This is a genomic window from Enterovibrio coralii (genome assembly GCF_001559595.1).
Lineage (GTDB): Bacteria > Pseudomonadota > Gammaproteobacteria > Enterobacterales > Vibrionaceae > Enterovibrio > Enterovibrio coralii.
The window spans coordinates 78,044-89,639 of the sequence record NZ_LNTY01000055.1 but is presented as its reverse complement, the minus strand read 5'-3'; the positions used below and the strand labels follow the sequence as shown (position 1 = coordinate 89,639).

At 51.2% G+C, this 11,596-nt stretch carries 11 protein-coding genes and 1 pseudogene; 5 read left to right on the top strand and 7 right to left on the bottom strand.

The window, feature by feature from the left end:
* Positions 1-6 precede the first annotated feature (6 nt).
* From ATN88_RS20590 to ATN88_RS26245, 5 genes and pseudogenes are all read left to right on the top strand, one after another.
* Positions 7-459, top strand: coding sequence for a plastocyanin/azurin family copper-binding protein (locus tag ATN88_RS20590; RefSeq protein WP_067419496.1), 453 nt, complete (start codon positions 7-9; stop codon positions 457-459).
* Between the two features lie 18 nt (positions 460-477).
* The gene (locus ATN88_RS20585) at positions 478-852 is read left to right on the top strand and encodes a hypothetical protein (protein ID WP_067419495.1); all 375 of its coding nucleotides are present in this window, start codon (positions 478-480) and stop codon (positions 850-852) included.
* Positions 853-900: 48 nt separating this feature from the next.
* Positions 901-1,730, top strand: a pseudogene (locus ATN88_RS28665) (quinoprotein dehydrogenase-associated putative ABC transporter substrate-binding protein).
* A gap of 48 nt (positions 1,731-1,778) precedes the next feature.
* The gene (locus tag ATN88_RS20575) at positions 1,779-2,294 is read left to right on the top strand and encodes a DUF2380 domain-containing protein (RefSeq protein ID WP_067419494.1); all 516 of its coding nucleotides are present in this window, start codon (positions 1,779-1,781) and stop codon (positions 2,292-2,294) included.
* 85 nt (positions 2,295-2,379) lie between these two features.
* Positions 2,380-2,541, top strand: a complete 162-nt coding sequence (locus ATN88_RS26245; RefSeq protein ID WP_198158431.1) for a hypothetical protein — start codon at positions 2,380-2,382, stop codon at positions 2,539-2,541.
* A gap of 78 nt (positions 2,542-2,619) precedes the next feature.
* On the opposite strand, the gene ATN88_RS20570 is transcribed toward ATN88_RS26245, so the two are convergent.
* The 7 genes from ATN88_RS20570 to nosP all read right to left on the bottom strand — a co-directional run bounded on the left by ATN88_RS20570 (position 2,620) and on the right by nosP (position 11,327).
* Entirely contained in the window at positions 2,620-3,381 is a 762-nt protein-coding gene (locus tag ATN88_RS20570; RefSeq protein ID WP_067419493.1) for a phosphoadenylyl-sulfate reductase, read from the bottom strand.
* Positions 3,374-5,092, bottom strand: a complete 1,719-nt coding sequence (cysI, locus tag ATN88_RS20565) for an assimilatory sulfite reductase (NADPH) hemoprotein subunit (RefSeq protein ID WP_067419492.1) — start codon at positions 5,090-5,092, stop codon at positions 3,374-3,376. The genes ATN88_RS20570 and cysI overlap by 8 nt, the downstream gene beginning before the upstream one ends.
* A complete protein-coding gene (locus tag ATN88_RS20560; protein WP_067419491.1) occupies positions 5,092-6,915 on the bottom strand; it encodes an assimilatory sulfite reductase (NADPH) flavoprotein subunit in 1,824 nt (607 codons plus the stop codon). The genes cysI and ATN88_RS20560 overlap by 1 nt, the downstream gene beginning before the upstream one ends.
* A 222-nt stretch (positions 6,916-7,137) precedes the next feature.
* Positions 7,138-7,368: a thymidylate kinase gene (locus ATN88_RS20555; protein WP_067419490.1), complete on the bottom strand. Its 231-nt coding sequence runs from the start codon at positions 7,366-7,368 to the stop codon at positions 7,138-7,140.
* 101 nt (positions 7,369-7,469) lie between these two features.
* On the bottom strand, positions 7,470-8,873 hold the full coding sequence (locus ATN88_RS27810) for an ATP-binding response regulator (protein ID WP_232313451.1): 1,404 nt from the start codon (positions 8,871-8,873) through the stop codon (positions 7,470-7,472).
* Entirely contained in the window at positions 8,870-10,105 is a 1,236-nt protein-coding gene (locus tag ATN88_RS27805) for a PAS domain S-box protein (protein WP_232313450.1), read from the bottom strand. Before ATN88_RS27805 ends, ATN88_RS27810 begins: the two co-directional genes overlap by 4 nt.
* A 1-nt stretch (position 10,106) precedes the next feature.
* Positions 10,107-11,327 (bottom strand): nitric oxide-sensing protein NosP, encoded by a 1,221-nt coding sequence (gene nosP / locus ATN88_RS20545; RefSeq protein ID WP_067419489.1) that lies wholly within the window; start codon positions 11,325-11,327, stop codon positions 10,107-10,109.
* Positions 11,328-11,596: the final 269 nt, after the last annotated feature.

Here is an 11,596-nt window from a genome sequence, read left to right as displayed (position 1 = left end):
ATTCATATGTATAAACGTATCATTCTATCGTTCTGTTTATTCTGGGGATTGGTCGGACAAAGCGTTGCTGAAGAAGAATATGAAATTCGTGCTGTTGGGGTGAAATTCGACCCGCTATTTGTGGTAATTGAGCCCGGAGATCGGGTGAGTTGGACCAACATGCCCGCCCACCTTATCGAGACCATTGACGTCATGGTGCCGGAAGGCACGGATAAAATCCTCACTGAAATGGGTGTCGATGTCAGCTTTGTCTTCGACAATGAAGGTGTGTATGTCTACAAGTGCACGCCACATTGGGGAGCTCGAATGGGCGGCATCATCCTTGTCGGCAATCCCGACAACATCAACGGCATCATTGATGCTTACTTCGAAGAAATTAAGAAAGACAAATCCTTGCTGCCCGCGAAGGGCTTGCTGAAAAAATTCAGAAAACATCTAGAAAAAGAAGGTCTGCTATAACCTTGCAGGAGGCAACTTATGGTCAAAGTCGTCAAAGTAAGTTCGCTTTTCATTTTGCTGATGGGTGTGTTTAGCGCACCTGCCAGTGCCAACGATTTCCCTACCGTTGAAAGAGTGAAATTCGTTCAAGAGTGTATGGCCCTTAAAGGTGGGCCAAACTACGTCAACATGTATGGATGCAGCTGTGTCATCGACAAAATCGCCAACCAAATGACGTTTGATGAATACACCTATGCCGACGCGTTTGTGCGTCTTCGTAACATGCGTGGTGAGCGAGGCGGCTACTTCCGCTCTTCCAAAGACAGTAGAAGCGCGCGAAAAGGTTATCTCACCATTAAAGGTGAAGCCGAAGAACAGTGTTTCGTTGGTCAGCAAATCACACAAGCGAAGTAGGAGGCGACAATGACACAATTATTCCATCGCCTCCTTATCGCGATTTCGATGCTGTTTGTGGTGTCGGCCGGAGCAGCGGAGCCTGCTTTCCCGTCGCCGCTCCCAGACAAGCTTCGCGTCTGTGCTGACCCCAACAACCTGCCTTACTCCAATCGTGACCAACAGGGGTTTGAGAACAAGATTGCCGAACAGCTTGGTGACTATTTTGGGTTAGACGTGGAATACGTTTGGTTTCCACAGCGCATGGGCTTTATTCGCAACACCCTAAAAAATTGGTCTGACGACAACGGTCGTTTTGCCTGTGATTTGGTAATTGGTGTACCAGCACAATTTGATATTGCCGCCACCACCAAGCCTTACTATCGCTCGGCGTATTCTTTGCTGATCCGCAATGACGGCGAGTTAGCGAACGTGAAAACGCAGCAAGACCTCGCCAACTTGCCTGATGATGTAAAGAAAAAGCTCAAAGTCGCGGCCTTTAGCCATCACCTGCTGTTTCATGGCTTCGAGACAACGGGTTTAAAGACAACACCGAATTTTTCCGCATCATGAACGGCGATCCCGAAGATTACCCCGGAAAAATGGTGAAGCGCGTAGCTGAGGGTGAGTACGATGTGCTGGTGATCTGGGGTCCTATTGCGGGCTACTTCGCCAAACCTCAACCAGATTTGGCCGTCATCCCGATGACGTCTGAAGGCAGCAATGTGTTTGATTTCGCTATCTCCATGGGCGTGAGATACGGTGAGCGACCTTGGAAAGAAACGGTTGAAATGGCCATGGACGCCAACGCCCCTCAAATTGCGATGATCTTGGAGGAATATGGCGTGCCTGTGGTTGCCGCTTCATCCAAACCACGCAAAGACGATGATGACGACTAAATCCCTACCACGGCACTTTCGAGTGCCGTGCTCTTTTGGCATTCAGCCATGTCTCTTTCAAGCGTAAAATACGGCATCGCGTTTCTCTTCCTGCTGTTTGTTTCATCTGCCTTTGCCGCCTCCTCGCAAGGAGTTGTCGTGCTCGATTTTGAGCTTAACGATCTGACCTACGCAGAGAACAATCAGGCGGAAGTCGCCCGCACAGCCACACTCGCGCCGTTACTCAGAGAGGCATTGAGCAAGCGTCCACACCTTCATCTCATCTCACTCCGTGATGAGGAGTATCTCGCCGCAAACCAAGGCTTTGGCTATTTATATCAGCACGCTAACGCCGTCACTGAGCTTGGCAAAAGCAAACAAGCCGATTGGGTGGTGGTAACCCGATTACATAAACCCAGCTTCCTGTTTGCCTACTTGATGGCCCATGCGGTCCATGTTCCCTCTGGTAAGGCATTGCCTGAACGTATTGTTGAAATCAAAGGACAACAAGAGAAACTCAATCAACGCGGAATAAACAAACTCAGCGAGCAAATTGCCCAGCAAATCGCCAATCACCCAGACTAGTGCGCGGGTCTCAAGACTGTCACTTGAGAGGTGCCACCTTCACCACCTAGACTATGACCATGTTCACCCAGCGACACAGCAACTCATGAAACACATCATCCTGACTCTCGCCGCCGTTTTTCTCCTCTCAGCGTGTACCCCAGAAGCGGGCAGAAACATGGCTGAAGACGAATGCTATAAAATCCGCAACAACAAAGATCGTCAGCAGTGCTTTGACGATGTCGACAGAACGTTTCGCAATTACTGATAGCTAAACACCTTGGCTTTCAGAAGGCATAAAAAAAGTGACGCTATAAAGCGTCACTTTCTGTTCGTTGCGAGACGTTTAGATCCCTTCGCCATCTCCGCTCACGTCATCTTCATGAAGACCACATTCGCGTTTTAGGCCAAAGAAACGGGTTTCTTCTTCGCTCATCCCCGCTTCGAGCTTGCGCGTCGTGTGCACATCACCGACAGACACATAACCTTGATCCCACAATGGGTGATACGGCAGATCGTGATCTTTTAGGTAATAGTGAACATCTTTGTTCGTCCAGTCGATCACTGGCAAGAACTTAAATACGCCATTTTGAATACCCAAAATAGGTAACGTTTGGCGCGAACTGGATTGGTCGCGGCGAAGTCCCGAGAACCAAGTGCCCACATTCAATTCATCTAATGCACGGCGCATCGGCTCAACTTTGTTGAGGCGGTTGTATCGCTCGATACCTTCCACGCCTTGTTCCCACAACTTACCGTATTGGGCTTCCTGCCAAGCCGAGCTTTGCTCTGCGCGATAAACGCGTAAGTCCAGCGACAGCTTGTCAGTTAACTCATCAATAAACTGATAGGTTTCTGGGAACAAGTAACCTGTATCGGTCAAAATAACAGGCGTGTCCGGTTTTTCTTGGGTAACAAGATGCAGCATCACAGCTGCTTGAATGCCAAAGCTTGATGACAGGGCGAACTCGCCCTGCAGGTTTTCCAACGCCCAGCGAACCCGCTCCTGCGCTGACATGCTCTCTAGCTCAGCATTGATTGGCGCCAGTTCTAATATTTGCTCAGCCTTGGTGCGGCCAAGCAGATCGGACAGTTGAAATTTAGGCATAGAAATCCCTCTTAGAGACTTTCACTTCTGCGATAATACCCGCACGGATAACAAAATCACCGAAGCCTTCGCCGTCGTTTCGCTCAGTTGCCCAGCGACCGACCAGTGCGTCGATCTCTTCAAGGATCTGCGCATCGGTGATGTTCTCTTTATACATTTTTGGTACACGGGTGCCTTCACGGTTACCACCCAAGTGGAGGTTGTACCGACCCGGTGCTTTACCCACCAAGCCAATCTCCGCCAACATGGCGCGACCACAGCCATTCGGACAACCCGTCACACGGAAGATGATGTGGTCATCGCCTATGCCGTGCTTATCCATCACGCCTTCCAGCTCAGTCACAAAGCCTGGGAGGAAACGTTCTGCTTCCGCCATCGCCAATGGACAGGTTGGGAACGCCACACAGGCCATTGAGTTTTTACGCTGCTCACTGATGCCATCATCAATCAGGCCATGAGCACGAGCAATCTTTTCAATCTTGGCTTTGTTGGACTTAGAAACACCCGCCACAATCAAGTTCTGGTTCGCGGTCATGCGGAAATCGCCTTTGTGGATTTTCGCAATCTCAGCCACACCGGTTTTTAGCGGCTTGCCCGGGTAATCCAGCAGTCGGCCGTTTTCAATAAACAGCGCCAAGTGATGTTTACCATCAATGCCTTCTACCCAACCAATACGGTCACCACGGTCAGTGAATTCATACGGACGGCTTGCTTCAAACTTCACACCCGCGCGCTTTTCCACTTCAGCCTTGAACACGTCAGTGCCGACGCGATCCAGCGTGTATTTGGTCTTCGCGTTCTTACGGTTAGAACGGTTACCCCAGTCACGCTGTGTGGTCACCACCGCTGCCGCGACATCCAAGGTTTTATCCAGTGGGATAAATCCCAAGTCATCCGCTTTACGCGGATAGGTGTTGGTGTCGCCGTGTGTCATCGCCAGACCACCACCAACCAAGACGTTAAAGCCCACCAGCTTGCCGTTGTCGGCGATCGCCACGAAGTTCAGATCGTTGGCGTGCACATCCACATCATTTTGCGGTGGGATCACGACAGTGGTTTTAAATTTACGTGGCAGGTAGTTAGAGCCCAGAATTGGCTCTTCATCCTGATGGCCTTCTACCTTTTCACCGTCCAGCCAGATTTCTGCATACGCACGAGTTTTCGGCAGCAGGTGCTCACTGATTTTCGTTGCCCACTCATAGGCTTCTTGGTGAAGCTCAGATTCCACTGGGTTCGTGGTACACAGCACGTTACGGTTTACATCACCAGCTGTTGCAATCGAATCGATGCCGATTTTATTCAGCGTTTGGTGCATCAGCTTGATGTTTGGCTTCAACACACCGTGGAATTGAAACGTCTGGCGCGTCGTCAGACGGATACTGCCGTACATGGTGTGCTCGGTCGCGAATTCATCAATCGCCAGCCATTGTTTTGGCGTGATGATGCCACCTGGCATACGGGCACGCAGCATCACGTTATGCAGCGGCTCTAGCTTCTGCTTTTGACGCTCGGCACGAATGTCTCGGTCGTCCTGCTGATACATGCCGTGGAATCGGATCAGCTGGAAGTTATCTGCGGTAAAGCCACCTGTTACCGGATCAGACAGATCCTGCTCGATGGTGCCGCGAAGAAAATTGCTCTCTCTTTTCAGGCGTTCGTTGTCCGCCAATGGGCCCAACTCTTCGCCCAACACGACTTGCTTGTCACTCATTAATACACATCCTTTTGATAGCGCTTCGCCTTACGCAGTTCGTTCAAATAGTTTTCTGCGTCTTCTCGGCTCTTGCCGCCGTGCTCCTCGGCAACAGTAATCAATGCTTCATGTACGTCTTTCGCCATGTAGGTCGCGTCACCACAGATGTAGAGGTATGCCCCATCTTGCAGCCACTGCCATACTTCCTTGCCTTGCTCGACAATCTTATGCTGAACATAGACTTTCTCGGCTTGATCACGGCTAAAGGCGAGGTCGATTTTGCTCAATAAACCGTCTTTCAGGAATTTCTGCCACTCTACCTGATACAAGAAATCTTGGGTAAAGGTGCGGTCACCAAAGAACAGCCAGTTTTTGCCTTCTGCACCGCGTGCATCTCGCTCTTGCATAAAGGCTCGGAATGGCGCGATACCCGTACCTGGGCCGACCATGATGACAGGCGCATTGTCGTCTGTTGGCAACTTAAAGTTGTTGTTGTGCTCAATGAACACTTTCACAGACTCAGCGTCGTCAGCGCGCTGTGACAGGAAGCCTGAAGCACCACCAAAGCGGGTGTTATCACCGTTTTGGAACTCCACCAGACCAACAGTCAGATGCACTTCTTCACCGACTTCTTCTTGGCTTGATGCAATCGAGTACAAACGTGGCGTCAGTTTACGAAGAAGACCCGCTAATTGCTCAGCCGTCAGTGTGGTTTTCTTCTCGCCAAGGACATCCACCACTTGGGTGTTGTTCGCATACTGGCGCAGCTTGTCTTTGTCTTCCGCCAGCTTTTGCAGCTTTTTGCTACCTGACAGCTCTGCAATCGCAGCAACTTGCTGTGGATTCGATGCCGTGATTTCAAACTTCTCAATCAACGCCTGACGAAGTGATAGCGACTCACCCGCAACCTCAACGGTTTCATCGCCTTTCAAACCCACTTTCGCCAGAATCTCATCGGCAAGCTCAGGGCTGTTGGTGTAGTACACACCCAAGGCATCACCCGGCTGGTAAGTCAGACCCGATTCACCCAAATCGATTTCAATATGGCGAACGTCTTTGCCGGAATCACGGCCCGTGATTTTCTGGTTTGCTACCAGTTCAGCTGCATAAGGATTTTGCTTGTTGTAAGCAGATGCCGCGCCTGCCGACGTCGCTGCATGCAAAGGAACAACCACTTCGTCAGCACCGCCACCGAGGGTTTCCTTCACTTTACCCAGTACGTCTGCGCTCCACGTTTCCGCTTCTGCGTCGTAATCCACATCGCAATCAACACGCGGCGCAATGGCTTTCGCACCGAGTTTAGATAGGAAGGTGTCAAAGTCTTTACCTGTCTGACAGAAGAACTCGTAACTGGAATCCCCCAAACCCAATACCGCGTATTGCAGCTTATCGAGCTTCGGAGCTTTCTTCGACTGCAGAAATTCATGGAGAGAAATCGCGTTATCTGGCGGCTCGCCTTCACCGTTGGTCGATGCCACGATGATCAGGTGCGTTTCTTTTGCCAGATCACGCGGTTTGTAGTCGTCCGCAGAAAACAGCGACACCTCGATGCCATCAGCTTTCGCTTTCCCTTCCAGTGCTTCTGCAACGCCTTTCGCGTTACCGGTCTGAGAGGCATAAATGATGGTGAGCTTACCCGCAGGGTTTGCTGCGGTAGCGACGGCTTGTGCCAGAGGTTGAGGGTTGCTGCCTGCGGCAGCTGGCGTTTGGCTCAAGCCCCAAAAATAACCGCTGATCCACGCCAGCTGTTGCGGCGACAACTCAGCCACGGCTTGCTGCAACTGACCAATCTGTTGGTCATTGAGCGGACTTGCCAACGCAGAAAGTTCCTTGAGTAACATGTCACGACATTCCTTTATTATTACGTGAGCATAGATTAGCCATTCCGCGTAATAACTAAAAATAATAGAAACGCATGTTTTATAACTCTCGGTTAGAACAAAAAGCGATAAGAGAACAAGGTGGGTGTAAGTCGTGAAGATTTGGACTGAAAAGCCGGATCGCGCTATCAGCAGGGCCGATAAAGCGCGGCGAAGGAAAAGAGTATTGCGGTGGAGCGATAATCAGGCGTCGACGATTCGCACCTGATGAAACCCGATTTCGAGCGCGTTTTCGGTCGCCATATCGACATCACCGAAACACTGCTCAATGCCGTTTCCGTCCGTTAGCGGCACTAAACCGCCTCTGGCATGACGAAACTCTACAATCCATCCATCACTCGACAGCGACGGCTCGACAACCGCTTCCACCAGCATTTGCTGACTGTAAAGCGAGCGCAGTTCATTCTTTGTCATTGCTCAATCCTAGTCCGTAAAATCAATGATTTAAGCTGGATAGTTTTAGTAATTATGTGGTTAAGCTTAGACGTCGGGAGAGTGATACGCCACGTAGGCCCTTATCGATTGTGAGACATGCCCGAGGCGGCTTTAGGGAATTCACTGGAGTGGTTGTCGCCGCTCAGCATATGGATAAGCGTCATTTTAAGGCGCATGGGCGAGACGGGTTTATGCAACACCATGTAGCCCAACTCCCTCGCCTGATACTGCAGCTCCTCACTGCGATTAGCCGTAACTATCACTGTCGGCACGGGCTGCATTCGCTGGGCATTAAGCATCTGCGCCAAGTTCAGGCCAGTCAGATCTGTGTCCAAGTGATAGTCGACGATAAGGAGCTCAACCGGGTCTTTCACCGTGTCGCGACCAATTTGCAGGGCTTGAAGCGAACCTGCTGTCGTCACTTCACAGCCCCAGCGCGTAAGTAAACCTTCCATGGCGTCGCAGATGTTTTGGTCATTGTCCACCACCCACACGCGAGCACCTTGAAGCACGACACCACCATCAGACACCAATGCTTCCACGGTGGGTGCCACTGGCGTTTCCCGATTACCATACGGCACCAACACAGAGAATCGAGAGCCTTTGCCAGGCTCTGAGTCAACAGACACAGAATGACCGAGCACGGTCGCAATCTTATCGACAATCGCCAGCCCCAAACCGAGCTGAGTATGGTGATGGTCGTGCTCGTTAGTTAGGCGTTTGAACTCGTGGAAAATTTCCTTCTTCTTGTCTTCTGGAATGCCAACGCCCGTGTCGAGCACCTCAATACGCACGCCGTCACGACAGCGTCGACAACCCAGTAAAATCTTGCCTTCACTGGTATAGCGAATCGCGTTGGTCATCAGGTTTCGGATAATACGCGCCAGCAATTGAGAATCTGTGTACACATAGGCAGAGCTTTGTACATAGCGCACATCCACTCGGCTTCCGTCAGCGGCATGGGTGAAATCGTCAGCGATGTTATCGAGCAACTCTCGAACCGGGAAAGACTGCTTGTCTGCCCGCACGACACCTGCATCGAGTTTAGAGATCTCAACCAAGGTCGTGATGAGAGACTCCACATCCTCTAACGAGTGAGTAAGGGAGCTGACAAGCTTTCGCGCCGAAGGCGACATGCGGTGGCTTTGCAGTGACCCTAAATACAATTGCGCCGCATTGAGCGGTTGCAACAAGTCATGGCTGATGGTGGCGAGAAACTTAGTTTTCGAGAGATTCGCGCGCTCAGCTTCTTGCTTGGTTTCCAGCAACCTTTCTTGCACGATCCGCCGCTCTTCTACTTCATCGATCAGTTGATCATTCAATTCTTGAAGCTGGGCAGTACGCTCTTGCACCCGAAGTTCCAACGTTTGATATGCCCTTTCGAGCTCTTCGGCGTTTTGTCTGCGCTCCGTGATGTCCCAGTTTAGGACGAAAAGCCCCGCAATCTTGCCCGATGCCGATTGGTTGGGGACATAGCTTTTCACCACATATCTTGGCCGGCGTTGGCATCGATTTCCTCAATTTCAAACACCACAGACTCGCCCGCCAATGCCCGGTCGACATAGGGCTTTAATGCCGCAAACTTGGACTCACTGCGAGAAAAAGAGATGTGTTTTCCCATCAACTCTCCGCGCGGAAAACCATACCACTGGTCATAAGCGCGGTTCGTAAATTGATAGCGAAGATCATCACCCACATAAGCGATAAGCGCAGGCACGTTATCCGTGATCAGACGAAGCCATTGCTCGGTTTCGCGAAGTTCTTTGGCATCAAGGTAGCGCTGGGTAATGTCGGTGTAGGTGTTGACGTAGTCCGCCTCATCCATGGCATGGCTTCGCACCTCAATCACGCGCCCATCGGGTAGCGTTTGCACCCGCACACCCTCAGGGGGAAGCTTTCCTCCTCGTCCGATGCGCCAAAGCGTCACTGGCGACTCGCCCATTAACGCTTCAATGTTCACGCCCGTCAGCTGCTCTTGTGTAAAACCGGATATCGCCAAAAAGCGCTGATTGAACACCTGCACCACGCCGTCCTTGTTCACCATCAGAACCCCTTGGGAAAGGTTATCCACCATGGCTTGCAGCAGTCGGCTTTTCTCCGCCATTGCCGCTTCAAAGCGTGCCGTTTCAGCCAGCTTTAACTGGGTGATGTCGGAGTAGAGCATGACCAAGCCACCATCGCTGGTTTCACGCTCTTTGACCTGCAACCAGCGATTGCCTTGGATCTTGATGGTTTGGCCGTTGCGCCGTCCTTGCATCTCACGAACGATGAGCCCGTGCTCTTTGGCAAGCTTGCGGATTTTCTCCGGCGTCAGAGAAGGCGTATTTAACGACACCGCATTGTCTTGCCAGTAACGTTGGAATCGACTGTTGGAATAGATGAGTTCGCGGTCTGGCCCATACAAGGCAAACCCGTCAGAAATAGACTCGATGGCGTCGATAAAGCGTTGGTGGGCTTGCTCTGCTTGTGATTTGGCGAGAGACAATTGGCGGTTGGTGGACTCGATAGATTGCAGCGCTTGGTTGAGTTCTTCGGTTTTATCCCGCACCTGATCGGCCAACACGACAGAATGTTGGAATGCCCCCCAAGCGTCCACCTGCGGGCTGCTGCCTTGCTCGACGCGATGCACCAAGGCATCAATCATCTTTTTCTGCCGCTCGTTTTCGGCCTTTAACTCAGCAAGCTGCTTTTCCAAATCCTTGTCGTTGTCTGCCAATTCAACCCGCCTTTTTATTGAGATACGGTGCTGCCCATGAGGTACCACTTGGTGGGTGACCTATCATCACGCCTGTCAGTGTCTGGTTCATGTGGATGCCATTAAGCTGCTCGCCATAGGTGTTAAAACCCAACAAACGAAAACGGCGGAAAATATCTTTCGCCCTGTCTCGCGTCATGGTCTGCTCTATCTCTAATCGGCGAAGAAAGCAGTCACACCCCAAGGTCAATTCAGGCTCACCCACGCGAGATACAATGGCTTCAAGCTTGCTTTCCATGTCAGCAAACATGTCACCCGGACGCATTGCCGTCACCACAATGCCGTCGTCCACCGCACAGTAAAAATCGAGGCTCAGATCCTCATTAACCTTCTGAATCGAACGCACGTAATACTGATCGCCAATCAACACGGCAAGCGGATGCAAAGCGTAAATTTCTGGCCTCAGCTCACTTAAGTCTATGCCAATCTCACGGGCATAAACGGCGGCGGCGGGCTCTGCATTGAACTCATACACGCGGCGAGCATTACAATCGGCGTGTGTCACCACAAGTTTTGAATCCAGGCTTTCGATGTGGTGGGTGGTGAACACTTCAAATGGACAGTGGGTGTTGAACATCACCACGATGGCTGAATCTGTGTGGAACGCCCCTTCGCTGTAGACGTGAGTATTGGCAAGGTTCACGTCATCACCTGCTGAACCGCCAAAGTGCGGCAAGCGGCCAAGTGCGGTGTCCAAGGTCACAAGGAAACGCTCTTCAATTGGCGACAACCCATCAATCAGGGTTAACACAAACGAGCCAGTGTTGATGGGGGCTTTTTGGTTGCTCTGGCAGGCCTCTATCAGAGACGTAACACAAAGCTGCGCCGATTGAAGGTCGAAATCTTCCAGCGGCACACGCATCCCACTGACCTGAAAATCTCGTCGCGAAAAGCCCAAGGCAGAAATGCTGCTTTTGGCATACCCCGACTCGGTGATCTCTCCCGCCGAGGTACAGCCCATCACGTCACAATGAGAGAAAGCTTGCTTCATCTCTTTGCCGAGTGCTTTCAAGTCATAGCCAGAGGAGCAAAAGAACAGGACAAAGCCAATTTCTTCGCGATCAAGCTGCGTGGCCAATTCACGTGCCGCTTTCGTCGCTTCCAGCTGATAAGTCGCAGCACTAAAAATCGCTTGATGATGCGCCTTGGCAGATTCGCGTTTGGCGGATGTTGGTGTGACCATGTTTCCTCTCCCGCTCACTGAAGGGAGTGTCCCTTCAAACTGTCAGCCTTTAGTTTACGCCCTGAACGTCGGAGAAACGCTCCTACCAAAGGAGGAATTTTACAATTTTGCAAACCCAGCAGATCAAAAGTTTCAAGAATGTGACACATAAAAGGTCACAAGTGGTACGCTGGTCACTACACTGGAGAATAGACATTCACCTTGTAGGGTCTTGTTTATTAGGTACTAGATACCCAAGGGTATAAAAACTTTCGCGGACCTCTTTGGAT

Bases quoted from the DNA above. Each gene is read 5' to 3' on its own strand.
- ATN88_RS20590 (WP_067419496.1), top strand. From the start codon at position 7: ATGTATAAACGTATCATTCTATCGTTCTGTTTATTCTGGGGATTGGTC.
- ATN88_RS20585 (WP_067419495.1), top strand. From the start codon at position 478: ATGGTCAAAGTCGTCAAAGTAAGTTCGCTTTTCATTTTGCTGATGGGT.
- ATN88_RS20575 (WP_067419494.1), top strand. From the start codon at position 1,779: ATGTCTCTTTCAAGCGTAAAATACGGCATCGCGTTTCTCTTCCTGCTG.
- ATN88_RS26245 (WP_198158431.1), top strand. From the start codon at position 2,380: ATGAAACACATCATCCTGACTCTCGCCGCCGTTTTTCTCCTCTCAGCG.
- ATN88_RS20570 (WP_067419493.1), bottom strand. From the start codon at position 3,381: ATGCCTAAATTTCAACTGTCCGATCTGCTTGGCCGCACCAAGGCTGAG.
- cysI (WP_067419492.1), bottom strand. From the start codon at position 5,092: ATGAGTGACAAGCAAGTCGTGTTGGGCGAAGAGTTGGGCCCATTGGCG.
- ATN88_RS20560 (WP_067419491.1), bottom strand. From the start codon at position 6,915: ATGTTACTCAAGGAACTTTCTGCGTTGGCAAGTCCGCTCAATGACCAA.
- ATN88_RS20555 (WP_067419490.1), bottom strand. From the start codon at position 7,368: ATGACAAAGAATGAACTGCGCTCGCTTTACAGTCAGCAAATGCTGGTG.
- nosP (WP_067419489.1), bottom strand. From the start codon at position 11,327: ATGGTCACACCAACATCCGCCAAACGCGAATCTGCCAAGGCGCATCAT.